We start from the raw sequence: 16,952 nt of genomic DNA, 5'->3' as shown, positions 1-16,952 counted from the left end.
TGGCCATGGCGACGGGGCCCACCCCTTTCCATTCCGAACAGGGAAGTTAAGCCCGTTTGCGCCGATGGTACTGCCACACCAGGTGGGAGAGTAGGTCGCCGCCTTCTTTGAAGCCCCTCACGTAAGTGGGGGGCTTTTTTTATGCTCCGTTTTTGAGGTATATTTATACGCACAAAATATAGCATCCCATTGAGTACCCAATCCAATCTTGTTCTACTAGAAGAAAAATTGAATGCCTATTCCCATGCATTGGGCATTGTATTGGCGGGTATAGGAGGACTGCTTCTTTTTAAGAATGATTTGGAGAGTATCCCTTTTATGAAGGGAAGCATTATTGCCTATACTTCATCCTTGCTCTTATTGTTCACAGCATCAACAATCTACCATGCAGTGCAAAACCCTAAATTGAAAAGACGACTCAGGGTTTTAGATCATATCAGTATTTATTATTTGATTGCCGGGACATATACCCCGGTATGTTTGTCGGTACTTTTACCATCAAAGGGTTGGTTATTGTTTTACTTAGTGTGGGGAATAGCTCTTTTCGGCACCATACTCAAGATATTCTTCACCGGTAAGTTTGAAGCCTTTTCACTGGTGCTTTATGGGGTAATGGGATGGCTTATTGTGATTGATTTACCTTACCTACTGGAGCATATGTCCTCATCTGGATTGATTTACCTTACCGCAGGTGGAGCTTTTTATACTATTGGGATAGTTTTCTATTCCGTAAAAAAAATACCATACAATCATTTGATATGGCATTTTTTTGTGCTTGGTGGAGCATTGAATCATTGGTTGCTAATAGAATCCTTGAGCTAAGTCATCTTTACTTAATCTATTAACAAGGTTGTTTTGCATCCAATAATAGACTTACACCAAATAAGCAGTCCCGATTCCCAAAATAATTACCACTAATTTTCGTAAGTTAAAGGCATGGCCTTGGGCACTTTCAAACAAAATAATGGTAGATATGTGGAAGAACACCCCAATAGCTAAGGAGGTTAGTAAATGACCATAATTATCCATCCAAACGGATGTGGAAATATAGCTGCCCAAAGGCGTCATCAAAGAAAATGCAGTAATAAATAATAGGGATGTGACAAGTTTCATCTTTGAATTAATCAAAAAGATGCTCAAGATAATGGCTATTGGAATTTTGTGGATGATGATGCCGTACAAAATGGAATCGTTTCCATGAATGGGCACACCTTCGACCAGAGCATGGATGGAAAGACTCAAAAATAACAAAGTGGGAAATTTGTTTTCTTTTAGTTGGACGTGCATGTGCCCGTGTTCAGCTCCTTTGGAGAAAAACTCCAAGAATATCTGCAAAAGTATCCCTCCCAAAATGTACAGGGCAATTATTTTTGGGTCATGGCTATTATAAACATCGGGCAACAGCTCAAAAAAAGTTAATGACAACAGAAATGATCCACTAAAAGCCAACAAGAGCTTAATATTGTTGTTGTTCTTTGGTTTTGTGAACCAAACAAATCCAAAACCGGCCCAAACGGCCAAGATGGGTATTATATAAATAATAGCGGAAGGAAAATCCATAGGTGGAATTAAAGGAGCAAAAATAGCCTATTTTTGCAGAAAGTTTTTAAGATAGTATGGCAGGAAATTTTAAGATGATGGCCAAAACCCTTTATGGATTCGAACCTATTTTGGCGAAGGAGCTCCGTAATTTGGGAGCTGGCCACGTGGAAGAGGGAGTCCGTAATGTAACTTTTGAGGGAGATACAGGTTTTATGTACAAGGCAAATCTTTGCCTTAGAACGGCCTTAAAGGTGTTTAAACCCATAAAAACGTTTCGGGTTTTTAATGAAAAGGACCTTTACAGGCATATTTATGATCTGGATTGGCCCGAAATTTTTGATGTAGGAAAGACTTTTGCCATTGACAGTATTGCCAATACAGAGGTTTTTGACAACTCCATGTTCGTGTCCCTAAAGACCAAGGATGCCATCGTGGACAAGTTTAGGGCAGTGGTTCGAGAACGCCCCAATGTAAAGACCCAAGATCCTGATGTAAAAATAAACATACACATTTATAATAATACCTGTACGGTATCATTGGATAGTTCTGGGAACTCCCTTCATCAAAGGGGTTACCGTATGTTGACCAATATTGCACCCATCAACGAAGTATTGGCAGCTGGTCTGTTGCTTAAAAGTGGGTGGGATGGGCAATCGGATTTCTTTGACCCCATGTGCGGTAGTGGAACTTTTCTGATTGAAGCTGCCATGATAGCGTGTAATATTCCAGCTAACATCAACAGGGAGTCTTATGCATTTATGCATTGGAACGATTATGATGCTGAGCTGCACACTAAAATAGTGGATGCGAGTTTAAAAAAGGTGCGAGAGTTCCATCATAAGATTATTGGTTACGATAAAGCCCCATCTGCGGTAAGAAAAACACAAGAAAATGTGGACCACGCCAATTTGTCGGATTACATTACCGTGGAGCGAAAGGATTTTTTTAGAGTGGACAAACCAGTTGATGGTAAATTACACATGTTGTTCAATCCACCGTATGGAGAGCGATTGCCCATTGATATGGAAATTTTCTATGGCAAAATGGGGGACACCTTTAAAAAGATTTATCCAGGTACGGATATCTGGTTGATTACTTCCAACTTGGAGGCGCTAAAGCACATAGGCCTTAAAACTTCCAAAAAAATAAAGACCTTTAATGGTAAACTGGAAGCAAGACTGGTAAAGTATGAAATTTATGAAGGAAGCAAAAAGGCAAAAAAACAGAGTTAAGGTCAGCTACCTGTACTTTAAAAAGATGAGGAATGGGAGTGTTAGCTCAACTCTGTCTGCCTTTCCTTCCGGGGGTACCCCCGGAAGGAAAAATTTTAGCCGTTTGTTTTATTGGTTGCTAAATCCAACTCCAGTCGGCCTTCAAATTTAATGGCTAATTGTTGTACTACCAAGCCCCAGTTCTGCAGTGGAGAGTTCCATTTCTTTTCTATTCTTTGGGTTGCCAGGTAAACCAGCTTCAATAGCGCCATATCATTGGTAAAAGCCCCTTTGGTCTTGGTTACTTTTCGTACCTGGCGGTGAAAGCCCTCTACGGCGTTTGTGGTGTATATTAGCTTTCTAATGGGAGCAGTGTATTCAAAATAGGCACTCAACTGTTCCCAGTTATCGTTCCAGGAACGGATCACTATGGGATATTTCTTGCCCCATTTTTCTTCCAGATCCAGTAAAGCCGATTCAGCCTGATCCTTGGTATCCGCCTTGTATACCAATTTAAGATCTTTCATAAAATCCTTTTGATCCTTACTGGCAACGTACTTCATGCTATTGCGGATTTGGTGAACAATACACAGCTGAATATCTGTTTTGGGATAAACGGAATGAATAGCCTCACTAAAACCTGTGAGATTATCTGTACAGGCAATCAGGATGTCTTTTAACCCGCGGTTGTGTAAATGGGTCAAGACCTGAAGCCAGAAGTTGGCCCCTTCACTCTCGGAGATATACATCCCCAGGACTTCCTTTTTCCCAGCTTTATTTATTCCTAAAATATTGTACAGTGCCTTATGTCTTACTTTCCCTTCTTCCCGTACCTTGAAGTGCATCGCATCAAGCCATAGGATGCAATATACCGGCTCCAAGGGTCGGTCTTGCCATTCCTTTACTTTAGGAATAATACGGTCGGTAATATCACTTAAGACGTGGGTGGATATTTTAGAATCATACATCTCTTCTATATGAGCGGAGATATCACGAAGACTATTGCCCAGCCCATACATCCCTATGATCTGCTTTTCCAGGTTATCGGCCAGGATACGCTGACGCTTCTCCACGATCTGGGGCTCAAAGGTGCTGTCACGATCCTGAGGGGTGTTGATGGTGACATCCCCGTGGTTGCTCTTAAGGGTCTTTTTACCTTTGCCATTACGCTTGTTACCAGCTTGAAAGCCTTTCTCTTCATCCGAAAGATGGGAGGACATCTCTGCTTCCAAGGCCTCTTCCATAAACTCTTTAAGCATCGGAGCAAAAGCTCCATCCTTGCCCGTTAGGGATTCTCCTGATAAAAATTGTTTTAATGCTTTTTCCTTTAATTCTTTAATCTCTTCTTGTGTCATAATCTAGTCTAAAAAATTTATTATAATTTTCAAAGTCTAGACAGACTTGAGATTACACCCTCTGAGGAATCGTATAAAAATAGATTTGGCTTAGTGCAAAAGAATTGTTTAGATTTGGTGATGTGTTTATAACACGACTAACTAACTCAACCAAATTTTATAAAAGGAGTCCAATGTGGCTCCTTTTATTTTTCGTACCATACTCGAGTTTCTTCTTTTAAGTCCTTGCCATTTATTGGTATTGTCCAGATTTTCGCTATCCAACACCATCAATAGGGGCAGTCATCAAACTATTGGTTGTTTTCAGGTTCCTCCTTGCTCTTTTTGGACTTTTTGTAAAGTGGGATAAAGTAAGAGATGGAATAGTTGTAGTTCACACCAAAATTGCTCCCTTCTGTAACTTTGTTAAATCCGGGAATCCAAAGGTTGGGAAACGCTTCATCTTCTGTATTGGTGATCAAAAAGCCCAATCGGGCACTCATGCCCACAAAAATATTGGCAAACAGCTCTACTTTTGCACCCACAACAAATTCCAGCCAAGAGGCAGATAATCCGCTAAATTCACGGTTGGGGTTTTCGCCGGGCAAAAACTCTTTATTAAAGAAACGGTTTGTTTCGTAAAGGCTGTAATCGTTCAAGGTGTGGTTAAAACTTGCCACCGCATAACGCCCCCCAATGGTAATGGCATTGTTCATTCCATACCAATTTCGGTAGGTATTCATATCCACACCTGCTTTAATATAGCTTCCCGAGGTTTCGTAATCGTATAAAAGGGTGTTGTTCAAACTTTCGTTCTGCCTCTTGGTTTCGTTCCCTAATTCGGCGGCCAAATACAATTTATGGGTAAGTCGGTAGTCGCCCACCAATTCTAGCCCAGTGTAATCTTCATCCATAAAGGAAAGTACCAATTTGCTAATGTCTGCACCTACGCGAAGCCCATACTGATCTTTATATTCAATTGTATCCTTTTGTTGAAGGTCGATAGGTTCACTTTGTGCTTGCACCAAAATTGGCAGCAGGCCAATAAAAATGCTAATGAAATATTTTGACATGGATGTTATCGGTGTTTTCTACGTTAGGTTGAACGACCTTAATATCTTGGATCCAATTCTCGGCACTTTCCGGTACGGCAACGGTGATGTTGTTATAATTGAATACAAACCCGCAGGCCCTTGAGATAAAAGCTTCACCAAGGTCGTAAGAAATGGTTAAGGTGTCAATATTTCCAATTTCCTGTTCCGTTTCATCATCATCCCGTGAACCAGAAATAATCTGGTACATGGTACTTGTTGCACTGCTCCTTAAGGGAACCATCAATGAATCTGGCGAATTTGCTCTGTCACTAAAAGAATCATTGGTCAAAATACTGTCTATATCCAAACTTTTGATTCGTATCGATGAAACTCTTTTTACTGCAGTGGTATCATCAATGTTAAAAAAACCAATGACCATCAGTGGTGTGTCACCCTCAACGCAGATATCATCCTTTTCACAGGATGAAACAAAATAGAGCATTGATGCAATAAGTAGGATGGGGATTATTTTCTTCATTCCGGTTAGCTGTGGATTTTAATTCAAAAACTACACCCGTTTTTCCAAAAGTACAACATTTTCAACGTGGTGTGTCTGCGGGAACATATCTACGGGTTGCACCTTGGTGACTTTGTATTTTTCTTTCATAAGAGCCAAATCCCTGGCTTGGGTTGCGCTGTTACAGCTTACGTACACAATTTTAGGTGAGGCTACTTGCAAGAGTTGTTCCACCACCTGTTTGTGCATGCCGTCCCGTGGAGGATCGGTTATGATCACGTCGGGCTTACCGTGTTCTGAAATAAAGCTATCGTTGAACACATTTTTCATATCGCCGACAAAGAATTCAGCGTTGGAAATGTTGTTGTGAAGCGCATTGGCCTTGGCATCTTCAATGGCCTCGGGTACGGACTCCACACCAATAACCTTTTTTGCATTTTTAGATATAAATTGGGCTATGGTCCCCGTTCCAGTATATAAATCGTATACCAATTCGTCTCCGGTGAGTCCAGCAAAATTCCTTGCTACTTTATAGAGCTCATGGGCCTGTTCCGAATTGGTTTGATAAAATGATTTTGCATTGATCTTGAACTGAAGCCCTTCCATTTCCTCAAAAATATGGTCACGGCCTGCAAAACAAATTACTTCCTGATCGTAAATCGTATCGTTTCCTTTGGAATTGATGACGTAGAGCAAGGCAGTTATCTCCGGGAATGTTTCCTTTAAATGATTTAGGAGCAGTTCGCGATGCTGTGTATTTTCTTCGAAAAATTGTACGAGCACCATAATTTCCCCGGTTGATGACGTTCGCATCATCAACGTTCTTAAAAGTCCTTCCTGTCTTCTGGGGTTGAAAAAGGTGAGGCCATTTTTATTGGCAAAATTTTTCACCTCTAACCGTATGGCATTGGAAGGGTCTTGCTGTAAATGGCACTTTTTAATATCCAAAATCTTGTCCCACATGCCAGGAATATGGAATCCCAATGCATTTCTGTCCTCAATTTCGATATCGGAGTTGATTTCCTCTTGGGTCAACCATCGGCTATCGGAAAACGAGAACTCCATCTTGTTCCTGTAAAAGTACTGCTCTTTAGAACCTAGAATGGGGGTTATTTCCGGAAGATCGAGATGACCAATGCGCTTAAGGTTGTTCTCGACCTCTTTTTGCTTAAAATAGAGCTGATGCTCATACCCCATGTGCTGCCATTTGCAGCCGCCACATACACCAAAATGCTCGCAAACAGGTTCGGTTCTTTTATCGGAAAGGGTGTGGAAGTTGGTGGCAACCCCTTCAAAATAGGCTTTTCGTTTTTTGGTGGTCGTTACATCCACCACATCTCCGGGAACGGCATTGGTAAGGAAAATTACACGTCCGTCAGGGGCCTTGCCCACGGATTTTCCCTTTGCACCGGCATCGACAACCTCTACGTTTTCAAACGTTTTTCTCCTTTTGTTTTTACGCATGCCGCAAAAGTAAGTTCTTTTTGGTATTTCACAGAACGCAGCTTCTTAAATTGCATCTAAACTTTCGGTGGTTCAATCGGGAATCACATTCTGAAAAATTACATTTTCACCGATTAATTTGTAATTTGCGGGCACTCCAAGGGATGATTTCTCTCCCACGCTGCTTTTTCGAAACTTCGAAAGAATAAAGGTACAGTAGGAATGGTTATTTTATCAATTTTAATCATTTAATGAAATGGCTGTTTTAGATCATTTAACATCGCAGCAAGCGATAGAGTTGGAAAACAAGTACGGAGCACACAATTACCACCCACTTCCTGTGGTCTTGAGCAAGGGTGAAGGGGTTTATGTGTGGGATGTGGAAGGAAAAAAGTATTATGATTTCCTCTCCGCATATTCTGCCGTAAACCAAGGACATTGTCACCCCAAAATTATTGGTGCCATGATGGAGCAAGCAAAAACATTGACCTTGACTTCGCGGGCTTTTTATAATGATATGTTGGGCAAGTACGAAAAATACGCAACCGAAACCTTTGGCTTTGATAAGTTGTTGCCCATGAACACAGGGGCAGAGGCCGTTGAGACCGCCTTAAAAGTATGCAGAAGATGGGCTTACCAGAAAAAAGGCATCCCAGAAAACCAAGCCAAAGTGATTGTTTGCGAAAACAATTTTCATGGCAGAACTACCACTATTATTTCTTTCTCCAATGATGAAGTGGCGAGAAATAATTACGGCCCGTATACCGAAGGTTTTGTAAAAATCGAATACGATAATTTGACAGCACTGGAAAATGCCCTAAAAAGTAATCCACACGTTGCCGGATTTTTAGTGGAACCCATTCAAGGTGAGGCCGGGGTCTATGTGCCATCAGAAGGATATTTGAAAAAAGCCAAGGCCCTTTGCGAAAAACACAATGTACTTTTTATTGCCGATGAAGTTCAGACCGGTATCGCAAGAACGGGCAAAATGTTGGCGGTAGACCATGAAGAAGTGAAGCCAGATATTTTGATTTTGGGCAAGGCCCTTTCTGGAGGGGTTTATCCGGTTTCTGCAGTTTTGGCCAACGACCCTATTATGGAAGTAATCACTCCTGGAAGCCACGGAAGCACCTTTGGTGGAAATCCAGTTGCCGCTGCGGTAAGTACGGCCGCCTTGGAGGTGATTAAGGAAGAAAATCTAGCACAGAATGCCGAAGAATTGGGGGAATTGTTCCGCGCAGCGTTGAACAAGTTTATCCCATCTTGCGATTTGGTGGTTAAAGTACGTGGCAAAGGGTTGCTCAATGCCATTGTAATCAACGATACGGAAGAGAGCTCGACCGCTTGGGATATTTGTATGGCATTGAAGGAGAATGGATTGTTGGCAAAACCAACGCATGGCAACATTATCCGTTTTGCACCACCTTTGGTAATGAACCGAGAGCAGTTGATGGATTGTGTTTCCATAATCATCAAAACGCTACAGGATTTTTCTAAGTAGATTAAAATAAAAATATAAAAAGGTCTAAAAAGCAGCAAAATTTTGATTTTGTCAGGTTGAGTGCAGTCGAAACCCATTGATTATCAAATTGACTTAGGTTCTCAACTGCGCTCGAACTGACTCAGGTAATAAGCTTTTTAGACCTTTTCTTTTCATAACACCTAGCTGATTTCTAACAAAAAATACTGGCTTGGTATGGAATTCCCAATACGTTTGTTAAAATCACCGTGCCCTCAAAGTAAGTGTTGGATTGGCGTTTAAATATAATATTGCATTTTATGGCAATGAAGTAAATTATTATTAGGTACAAACATAATCAACAAGAAAAAGTAAATGGGGACTGTGGGATGAAAGATAATTTACCTATTCGTTATCCCTTAATAATTTTAATGGCTACATTTACATTTCAATAAGTTCTTTACTTAATTTCTTTATCATAGCGGTAAGGGTCCCCTTCGAAGGTTGGGGTTAAAAGGGAATCGTGTGAGAATCACGAGCTGACGCGCAACTGTAAGTCCGATCCTGTTTTACGGGATAGTATGTTTTTACCAATAGTGCCATTGTCCTCAAAGTGGGGGCGAGAAGGCCGGTAGGAATCGAACAAGCCAGGATATCTGCCCATATCGTTCCTACATTGTAGGATTTTGACGGTGCCTTCGCGTTAAGGGCAAGTCGGGCGTGTTTATTTCTTTCTCTGGGTTTTCCTATAGAAAATATAGCGTTCTTCTTGTTTAAGGCATTGCGAAGTTGAGCTAAGGAGCTTTTATCTAATTGTTCAATTTTATAAAAGCTTTAGCAATGAAAACAAGCAATTTGGGCTACCCAAGAATCGGGGCCCACCGTGAGCTAAAAAGAGCTTGCGAAAAGTACTGGTCGGGCAGGATTACTTTGGAAGATCTGCTCCATGCTGGTAAGAGTATCCGAGAGGAAAATTGGAAACTCCAAAAGCAAAAGGGAATCGACCTTATCCCTTCGAACGATTTTTCCTTTTACGACCAAGTTCTGGATACCATCCTCATGGTTGGTGCTATCCCTGAACGGTACAAGAATGCACAGGACACCAAGAGTACTCTTTTGGACCTCTATTTTGCCATGGCAAGGGGGGTGCAGAAAGATGGTGTGGATGTTATTGCCATGGAGATGACCAAATGGTTTGATACCAATTATCATTACATCGTTCCAGAGTTTACCAAAGACCAAGAATTTGAACTGCTTTCATCAAAGATCGTCGATGAGTTTAATGAGGCAAAGGCAATGGGAATACACACCAAGCCTGTGATTCTGGGGCCTGTTACCTATTTATTGTTGGGAAAAGAAAAAGAAGAAGGGTTTCATAGGCTGGATCTTTTGCCCAAACTACTTCCCATATATTGTTCCATTTTAAAACGATTGTTGGATTCAGGTGCAACTTGGATACAGTTTGATGAACCTATACTATCCACAGACCTTTCGGACAAGGAACAAGAAGCCATCAAAAAAGTTTACCAAGAAATCGCGACAGCGTTTCCTACCCTAAAAATGCTGTTGGCCAATTATTTTGGAGATTTTGGAGATAATCTGGATACGGCACTATCATTGCCTGTTTGTGCCCTTCATCTGGATCTTAAGCGAAGCCCGAATCAATTGGACACCGTCTTGGAATTGGGAAAACTCAATAAAAAAATATCCTTGTCCTTGGGTGTGGTCGATGGTCGCAATGTATGGAAAAATGATTTTAAAACTTCTTTGGAGTTTGTTCAAAAGGCAAAGACACAACTAGGGGAAGAACGTGTGATCTTGTCCCCATCATGTTCCCTGCTTCATGTTCCATATGATTTGGAGCTTGAGAAAAATGAACAAGTGCTTCACGAAGATGTAAAGGACTGGATGGCCTTTGCCAAGCAAAAATTGGAAGAACTCCAAAGCCTGAAGCTTTTAGCTAGTGTCCCCAATTATGAATCCCATCAACATTTTATAGCGAATTTGGCTTCAATGGAAAAGAGAAAAAATTCCACATTGATTCATAAACCCAAGGTAAAAAAGCGGGTGGAACAGCTTCATGAAAAGGATTTCTACAGAAAATCCCCTTTTAAAAAAAGAAAGGTACTTCAAGAAGCTCACTTAAATTTGCCCCTGTTTCCCACGACCACCATTGGCTCTTTTCCCCAGACCCAAGAGGTAAGACGGGCCAGGTCATTGTTTAAAAAGGGAGAGCTGAGCGAACAGGCGTATGTTGATTTTCTGATAAAGGAAACTACTGATGCCATTGCTTTTCAAGAAGAGGTTGGACTAGATGTGCCTGTGCATGGTGAATTTGAGCGCAACGATATGGTGGAATACTTTGGGGAGCAATTGGACGGGTTTGTTTTTTCTCAAAATGGTTGGGTGCAAAGTTATGGATCCCGTTGTGTAAAGCCCCCTATCATTTTTGGGGATGTCTCAAGACCAAGCCCAATGACGGTGTTCTGGACATCCTTTGCGCAATCATTGACCGAAAAGCCAGTAAAGGGGATGCTCACAGGTCCGGTCACTATTTTACAGTGGTCGTTTGTTCGAGATGATCAGCCACGTTCTTCCACCTGCAACCAGATTGCCCTAGCCATCCGGGATGAGGTGGTCGATCTTGAGAAAGAGGGCATACAGATTATTCAGGTGGATGAACCTGCAATACGTGAGGGACTCCCCTTGCGTAAAAAGAATTGGGAAACTTATTTGGATTGGGCCATTGGAGCCTTTAAACTATCAACAAGCGGAGTGAAGGACTCCACGCAAATCCATACGCACATGTGCTATTCTGAGTTCAATGATATAATTAAGAACATTGCCGATATGGATGCCGATGTGATTACCATAGAATGTTCTCGATCGCAAATGGAGCTGTTGGATGCTTTTTCCGAGTTCGATTACCCCAATGATATAGGGCCAGGTGTGTATGATATCCATTCTCCTAGGGTTCCATCTTTAAATGAGATTTTGAAACTCTTGAGAAAAGCGGAGAATGTACTGCCTGCATCCAAACTTTGGGTAAACCCGGATTGTGGGCTCAAGACACGTGGTTGGGAAGAGACCAAGAGTGCCTTAAAACTTATGGTATCTGCAGCTCAACAGATGAGAAAAGTTGAGGGAGCACCTACCAATTAAAACTATTAAGGGGCCAATGGCTTGCCATTGGCCCCTTTTGCTTATGGCACAACACGAGGAAACATATTGTCAACGATGCAATGCACAGTTCGAATGCAAGGTGGGATCTATCTCCCTATGCCAATGTAGTGCGGTTGCGATCAACAAGGAAGAGCAGGAGTATATTAGCCTTAAGTATTCCGATTGTCTTTGCGCACAATGTTTGAGACAATTGAAATTGGAGTATCAAAACGTAAAGCACCAGCAATCCCTCAGAAAAATTTTAGGAGTTTATTATAGGAAGAGCAATGGAAGTAATTGAATGAATAGAAAAACCCATAAACCAGCATTTTATTCGAAGGAAACATATCGATTCTTATGGATGAGGTAACTTTTGCCGCGGGCATACAAACTATCAAAAATTAAAGTTATGAAGGAAGAAAACAGCACATACATTTCACCTTTGCTCAGTTTTGATCTGTATTTAGAGACGTACCATCATCTCATAAAAAAATTAAAAAAGGAAACAGACATAGAACAATTAAAATACATACTCAAGGGAAATATTGGGCCCAATATTCAAGATGTGCTAAGGCAAGAAATTTATGATGCCTTGGTTTTAACAAGCTCTGATCAACAAATTATTTGGGTAAACAATGGGTTTACAGAGATGACCGGTTATGCCAAAAACTACGCTCTGGGAAAAAAGCCTACATTTCTTCAGGGAGAGCAGACCTCAAAAAACAAGATTAAGGACATTGGTGAACAGTTACATCGTAAGCATGGCTATACTGGATCCATTGTAAATTATAGAAAGAGCGGGGAATCCTATGTATGCCAGATTAAAATACTACCGCTTTATGATTCAAAAAAAGAGCTGACCCATTTTATAGCCATGGAAAGAGAATTATTGAGTGCTTAAGTAAGAAACACTTTCTTTTCCTTTATTTGGTGCCATTGTTTTTTACAGATTTCCAACGCAAGGGGGTTAGTATGTGATTCGGTAGCTACTTTGCTATAAAATCATGACTATTCCATACCTTTACAAAATGAATGGGGTGTCCCGATAGGGGCTGAGATCATACCCGGAAGTTGAATACTTCGCACCTGATCCAGGTAATGCTGGCGTAGGGAATTTGGTGAGTCAATCTTGCCCGTGTTCCAATTTGGGTACCCCATGATCATTAGAAATGGATAACTCAAAACAATGGAATTTCTTTCACAACTGACCTTATTGCAATGGCTGGGAACCATTTTTGGTGTGGTTCAGGTCCTTTTGGCCCGTCAGAACAATATCCATAATTACCTTTTTGGAATTGTTGCCATCCTGATCAGTATTTGGGTATTGTACCAATCCCGATTGTATGCGGATATTTTGCTCAACCTTTATTATTTGGTGATGAGTGTTTATGGTTGGTTTTATTGGAAGATGGGAAAACAAAAGCAAGAGACACCCATATCTACCTCCAACCGTAGGGAGCATACCATAGCGGGAGGAATTGTTTTGGGCTGTTTTGGGCTGATGGCCTATTGGTTGGCACAACACACGGATTCCGATGTTCCCTATTGGGATGCCTTGGTCTGCGCTTTTGCTTGGGCCGGTATGTGGTTGATGGCAAAACGGAAAATAGAAAATTGGATCTATTTGAACATTAGCAACTTTATATCCATTCCCCTGTTAATCTATAAGGAATTGTACATCTACGCAGGTTTGACGGCCTTCTTGTTCGCAGTGGCCATATCCGGGTATATCAAATGGAAAAAAATTATTGCACATGAGCGTGATGGAACCTATGCCGGGGCTTAGCAGTCTTGATTTTGGTAAAGAAGAATTCTCCCCTGAGGTGTTGAACTGGATTGCCCAAGAAAACCTTTGGAATTTATGGGTTCCCAAATCTTATGGTGGATTGGAAATGTCACTTTCCGAAGGGCTGAAAAAATTACGGTCGCTGGCAAAGGTCGATGGAAGTTTGGGATGGACAATTACGCTGTGCAGTGGTGCGAATTTCTTTATTGGCAATCTAAAACAAGCAGTGGCCAATGAAATTTTCATCGACCCAGAAAAGCCCATATGCTTTGGGGGCAGTGGAGGTGTCTTTGGCACAGCTGAGAAAAAAGGCGAGGGCTATGTTATTTCGGGAACATGGAAATACGCCACCGGGGCACCTTACCTCACACACTTAACCTTAAATGCAAAGATTCGCGAAGACGGTAAGGATGTACTCCAGAAGGATGGTACTCCCTTGGTGCGCTCCTTTGTTCTTAAAAAGGAGGAAGTTCAAATGATCAAGGATTGGAATACTATGGGGTTAAAGGCCACTGCCACAGAGTCTTTTGAGATACGGTCCAAGTGGGTACATGAAAAATATAGTTTTGTATATAATGAGCTGCACCATCCCCATTCCATTTTTAAAATACCTTTTTCCATATTTGCCGATTTAACCTTATGGGTAAATTATATAGGTATGGCAGCACATTTTTTGGAAGAGGCCCTAAAGATTTCCGGTCAAAACCCAAGTGTAGGGAAATTTCAAAAAGTCATACAAAAAGCAGACTCGCTAACTATGGGTTATGCCGATCAAATACAAAGGGTGATCGGTATGGGGAGCGAGTTGCCGAATACCATGACAGATGAAATACACCAAAAGGCCAAGGGTTCGGTACGGTCGTTATCTGATGCCATAATTAGGGTATACCCCACCTTGGGTATTGCCGCCAGTAAAGAAAACCATCCTTTGAACCAAGTGTTCAAGGATTACTTTACCGCTACCCAGCACCATATTTTTAGGTAGACGCCCCTAAGTTTGATAGTCTATAAAAAATGCTCACTGCCTGTTTTTATAAACTTCAGTTAAAAACCTCCATCAATTTATCCACAAACGTGGGTTTTACCACATGGCGGTAATTTCTTAAAAGCCAAGTCCGATTGTTCGCTGTTATTTATATTCTTTTACCCGCGCATCATCAATTGTGCCGTTCCAGTTGAGCCCAAAGGCAAAATCATAGGCATTTCCATTGGAATCGGTATAGGGTTCCATGTCCCTTGGGACATCCTCAAATTGAGATTCAACAGTCATCATATCGTTTGGCATTTGGAATGGTAGCATGGCAGAGGGTTCCACCTTGCCGGAAACGATATCCATTAATGCTTGATCTTGAACCCCCATATGTACCATAATAGCATCGGCTGAAGGCTCAATTTCGGCAAAGACCATAGGTTTGGATACTTTAACAATGACAACAACGGGTTTATTTCCCATTTTTCTTTTGGTATCCGTAACCAAGCCCATATCCGAAATATTGACAGCGGTTGTTGTTTTGCCCTTGTAGGAGCGGTTTGTTATACCATCTTCCAAAGGGCTTCCAGCAGCTATACTTTCATCCCTGGCATTGGTTGCCGTATAGGTGCCATACTGCAAGCTAATGGGAACATATCCATTGCCTCCTTTTTCCGTATCGGCAATGTCGTATCCAACGCCACCATTTGGACTTTGTATGCCTACGAGTGCAAAATCAGCCTCACTGGGCTCATCCACAACTTCAAAATACTTGGCCACTACTTCCATATTAAATGGATGTTCGGTACGTTCTTTTGTCGCAACGCCAAACCAGTTAACGGTAGGGGCAACATAGCGCTGGGGTACGTACACTTTTTTCTTGCCTTGCACGGGCAAGGTTTCTGAACTGTTCTTCAGCATCACTACGGATTTGAGCTGTGCATTGTAGCCCGCTTCCATAAACTCGGCATTACCGACGATTTGTTCTGTTTCCGATACATCCAAATACGGATTTTCGAACAACCCTGTCCTGAATATATTTTTCAAAAGCCGTACAGCAGAAGTTTCAAAACGTTTGCGCATGTATTCCTCTCCATGTTCCTCCACGCCCATTTGATAGGCTTCGATAACAGGACCCATATCGTTGTTGCCCCCAAATTGGTCGCAGCCCGCTTCAATAATTTTATAATGTCTTTCAGCAACACTCAAATTTTCAACTCCCCAAGGTTTGCCCCTAAATTCATATACATTGGGAGCATCTCCTGTAATCCCCCAATCTGTGCACACCACACCATCGTAACCGTATTTGCCACGTAACAGGTCTGTAATCAAGTATTTGTTATAGGCATTGCCCACGTTTTCGCCATTCTCCGTGTCCTGATTGTATGAAATGGTATAATAAGGCATTACCGCAGCTGCCCTTTCGGTGGGTCCCTCCAAATCAAAGGCTCCTTCGGTAAACGGCTTTAAATGATCCTCTAGGTTTTTGCCAGGATAAACGGCATATGATCCATATCCAAAATGACCATCACGACCACCTTCTTCAGGACCACCGCCAGGCCAGTGCTTTACCATGGCGTTTACACTTTGGTTGCCCCAATCGCCATTTTCGGAGGCTTGGAAGCCTTCAACATAAGCCCTTGCCATATCCGCCGCAAGTTTTGGGTCTTCCCCCATGGTGCCGTCAAAACGGGACCAACGCGGCTCTGTAGCCAAATCTATTTGTGGAGATAGGGCAGTGGCAATTCCCAAAGCACGGTATTCTTTGGAAGCAATTTCCCCAAATTGTTGCATTAGTGATGGGTCAAAACTGGCCGCCAGTCCCAAGGTACTGGGCCACATTGAGATTTCCCCTCCTGCACCTGCATTAAACTCTGCATAAGAATCGCTTCCGTGTCTAGGGTCCGAACTGGTGTTGATGGGAATGCCCAATCCTATACCTTCTACCATAGCCTGTGCATTGTTGTTCCATTGTGCCGATATTCCCGGCGACTCCACACTGGTAATCAAAACATGGCGTAGATTGTCCTCTAAAAGAAATTTCTTTTGTGCATCGGATAGGTCACTGGGTTTGGCACCACTTTCCTTATAAGGTTTGCCATTGTAGGTAACGGCTCCGAAAAAACTATTGCCTCCTCCGGGAATGGATTGGTGGGCACTGTACAGCATTAAACCGGCAATTTGCTCCACACTCATTTTTGAGGCAAGATCATGGGCTCTTTCATTGGCAGAGAGCCTCCAGTCCTCATAAGGATCTAAAGTGCCGTTTTGGTTCAGGTCCTTAAAGGCCAAACGGTCAACGGTTAAAATGGATACCTCGGAACCTGGACTGTACCCAATGGTTGCTCCATTTTCATGGTGAACAAGGTTGAAACCATCCTTTTTTTCTTCGGTAAATTTTGGGCTACAGCCTATAAATAATGTTGCTAAGAACAGACTGCCCCATCGAAAGTTTTGTTTTAAGCTATGCATGTTGTTTGGTTGTTTATGTTGG

Annotated in this window: 14 protein-coding genes, 1 rRNA gene and 2 riboswitches; of the genes, 9 read left to right on the top strand and 6 right to left on the bottom strand. The window is 42.0% G+C overall.

Annotation, left to right across the window (positions count from 1 at the left end; translation table 11 throughout):
- Together rrf and trhA are read left to right on the top strand one after the other, a co-directional pair.
- A 5S ribosomal RNA gene (rrf, locus tag AC13CC_RS09235) occupies positions 1-107 on the top strand; the annotation flags it as partial.
- Positions 108-189: 82 nt separating this feature from the next.
- Positions 190-822 carry a PAQR family membrane homeostasis protein TrhA gene (trhA, locus tag AC13CC_RS09230; RefSeq protein ID WP_326278919.1) on the top strand — a complete coding sequence of 211 codons (633 nt, stop codon included), beginning with the start codon at positions 190-192 and terminating at the stop codon, positions 820-822.
- Positions 823-873: 51 nt separating this feature from the next.
- Here trhA and AC13CC_RS09225 read toward each other — a convergent pair whose 3' ends face one another.
- Positions 874-1,560 carry a ZIP family metal transporter gene (locus AC13CC_RS09225; RefSeq protein WP_482877816.1) on the bottom strand — a complete coding sequence of 229 codons (687 nt, stop codon included), beginning with the start codon at positions 1,558-1,560 and terminating at the stop codon, positions 874-876.
- A gap of 56 nt (positions 1,561-1,616) precedes the next feature.
- Between AC13CC_RS09225 and AC13CC_RS09220 the strand changes: the two genes are divergently transcribed.
- On the top strand, positions 1,617-2,774 hold the full coding sequence (locus tag AC13CC_RS09220) for a THUMP domain-containing class I SAM-dependent RNA methyltransferase (protein WP_482877815.1): 1,158 nt from the start codon (positions 1,617-1,619) through the stop codon (positions 2,772-2,774).
- A 95-nt stretch (positions 2,775-2,869) separates the two neighbouring features.
- On the opposite strand, the gene AC13CC_RS09215 is transcribed toward AC13CC_RS09220, so the two are convergent.
- The 4 genes from AC13CC_RS09215 to rlmD form a co-directional block, all read right to left on the bottom strand.
- Positions 2,870-4,108, bottom strand: coding sequence for an IS256 family transposase (locus tag AC13CC_RS09215; RefSeq protein WP_482877814.1), 1,239 nt, complete (start codon positions 4,106-4,108; stop codon positions 2,870-2,872).
- Positions 4,109-4,398: 290 nt separating this feature from the next.
- Positions 4,399-5,160, bottom strand: a complete 762-nt coding sequence (locus AC13CC_RS09210; RefSeq protein ID WP_326278922.1) for a DUF6048 family protein — start codon at positions 5,158-5,160, stop codon at positions 4,399-4,401.
- Complete coding sequence (locus AC13CC_RS09205; protein WP_482877813.1) at positions 5,141-5,659, bottom strand: DUF6452 family protein; 519 nt, start codon at positions 5,657-5,659, stop codon at positions 5,141-5,143. The genes AC13CC_RS09210 and AC13CC_RS09205 overlap by 20 nt, the downstream gene beginning before the upstream one ends.
- A gap of 30 nt (positions 5,660-5,689) precedes the next feature.
- Positions 5,690-7,102, bottom strand: coding sequence for a 23S rRNA (uracil(1939)-C(5))-methyltransferase RlmD (gene rlmD / locus AC13CC_RS09200; protein WP_482877812.1), 1,413 nt, complete (start codon positions 7,100-7,102; stop codon positions 5,690-5,692).
- Positions 7,103-7,337: 235 nt separating this feature from the next.
- On the opposite strand from rlmD, the gene rocD reads away from it, so the two are divergent.
- From rocD to AC13CC_RS09170, 6 genes are all read left to right on the top strand, one after another.
- Positions 7,338-8,582 carry an ornithine--oxo-acid transaminase gene (rocD, locus tag AC13CC_RS09195; protein WP_482877811.1) on the top strand — a complete coding sequence of 415 codons (1,245 nt, stop codon included), beginning with the start codon at positions 7,338-7,340 and terminating at the stop codon, positions 8,580-8,582.
- Positions 8,583-9,011: 429 nt separating this feature from the next.
- Positions 9,012-9,218, top strand: a riboswitch (cobalamin riboswitch).
- Positions 9,219-9,380: 162 nt separating this feature from the next.
- Positions 9,381-11,702 (top strand): 5-methyltetrahydropteroyltriglutamate--homocysteine S-methyltransferase, encoded by a 2,322-nt coding sequence (gene metE, locus AC13CC_RS09190; RefSeq protein ID WP_482877810.1) that lies wholly within the window; start codon positions 9,381-9,383, stop codon positions 11,700-11,702.
- A 16-nt stretch (positions 11,703-11,718) separates the two neighbouring features.
- Entirely contained in the window at positions 11,719-12,003 is a 285-nt protein-coding gene (locus AC13CC_RS09185; RefSeq protein ID WP_482877809.1) for a cysteine-rich CWC family protein, read from the top strand.
- Between the two features lie 108 nt (positions 12,004-12,111).
- Positions 12,112-12,603, top strand: a complete 492-nt coding sequence (locus tag AC13CC_RS09180; RefSeq protein ID WP_326278927.1) for a PAS domain-containing protein — start codon at positions 12,112-12,114, stop codon at positions 12,601-12,603.
- A 123-nt stretch (positions 12,604-12,726) separates the two neighbouring features.
- Positions 12,727-12,832: riboswitch (TPP riboswitch) on the top strand.
- A gap of 56 nt (positions 12,833-12,888) precedes the next feature.
- Positions 12,889-13,488, top strand: a complete 600-nt coding sequence (pnuC, locus tag AC13CC_RS09175; protein WP_163627378.1) for a nicotinamide riboside transporter PnuC — start codon at positions 12,889-12,891, stop codon at positions 13,486-13,488.
- The gene (locus tag AC13CC_RS09170; RefSeq protein WP_482877808.1) at positions 13,457-14,473 is read left to right on the top strand and encodes an acyl-CoA dehydrogenase family protein; all 1,017 of its coding nucleotides are present in this window, start codon (positions 13,457-13,459) and stop codon (positions 14,471-14,473) included. The genes pnuC and AC13CC_RS09170 overlap by 32 nt, the downstream gene beginning before the upstream one ends.
- Positions 14,474-14,617: 144 nt before the next feature.
- Here the strand turns inward: AC13CC_RS09170 and AC13CC_RS09165 are convergent, their stop codons facing one another.
- Positions 14,618-16,930 carry a glycoside hydrolase family 3 protein gene (locus AC13CC_RS09165; protein WP_482877807.1) on the bottom strand — a complete coding sequence of 771 codons (2,313 nt, stop codon included), beginning with the start codon at positions 16,928-16,930 and terminating at the stop codon, positions 14,618-14,620.
- Positions 16,931-16,952: the final 22 nt, after the last annotated feature.

The sequence above is a fragment of the Flagellimonas sp. L-11 genome (assembly GCF_056857735.1).
This window is presented reverse-complemented; position numbering and strand designations above follow the sequence as displayed.

What these genes read in the sequence shown, in the direction of transcription:
- AC13CC_RS09210 (WP_326278922.1), bottom strand. Translation starts at nt 5,160, where the DNA reads ATGTCAAAATATTTCATTAGCATTTTTATTGGCCTGCTGCCAATTTTG.
- AC13CC_RS09205 (WP_482877813.1), bottom strand. Translation starts at nt 5,659, where the DNA reads ATGAAGAAAATAATCCCCATCCTACTTATTGCATCAATGCTCTATTTT.
- AC13CC_RS09185 (WP_482877809.1), top strand. Translation starts at nt 11,719, where the DNA reads ATGGCTTGCCATTGGCCCCTTTTGCTTATGGCACAACACGAGGAAACA.
- AC13CC_RS09225 (WP_482877816.1), bottom strand. Translation starts at nt 1,560, where the DNA reads ATGGATTTTCCTTCCGCTATTATTTATATAATACCCATCTTGGCCGTT.
- AC13CC_RS09165 (WP_482877807.1), bottom strand. Translation starts at nt 16,930, where the DNA reads ATGCATAGCTTAAAACAAAACTTTCGATGGGGCAGTCTGTTCTTAGCA.
- metE (WP_482877810.1), top strand. Translation starts at nt 9,381, where the DNA reads ATGAAAACAAGCAATTTGGGCTACCCAAGAATCGGGGCCCACCGTGAG.
- AC13CC_RS09170 (WP_482877808.1), top strand. Translation starts at nt 13,457, where the DNA reads ATGAGCGTGATGGAACCTATGCCGGGGCTTAGCAGTCTTGATTTTGGT.
- AC13CC_RS09220 (WP_482877815.1), top strand. Translation starts at nt 1,617, where the DNA reads ATGGCAGGAAATTTTAAGATGATGGCCAAAACCCTTTATGGATTCGAA.
- AC13CC_RS09180 (WP_326278927.1), top strand. Translation starts at nt 12,112, where the DNA reads ATGAAGGAAGAAAACAGCACATACATTTCACCTTTGCTCAGTTTTGAT.
- pnuC (WP_163627378.1), top strand. Translation starts at nt 12,889, where the DNA reads ATGGAATTTCTTTCACAACTGACCTTATTGCAATGGCTGGGAACCATT.
- rlmD (WP_482877812.1), bottom strand. Translation starts at nt 7,102, where the DNA reads ATGCGTAAAAACAAAAGGAGAAAAACGTTTGAAAACGTAGAGGTTGTC.
- rocD (WP_482877811.1), top strand. Translation starts at nt 7,338, where the DNA reads ATGGCTGTTTTAGATCATTTAACATCGCAGCAAGCGATAGAGTTGGAA.
- AC13CC_RS09215 (WP_482877814.1), bottom strand. Translation starts at nt 4,108, where the DNA reads ATGACACAAGAAGAGATTAAAGAATTAAAGGAAAAAGCATTAAAACAA.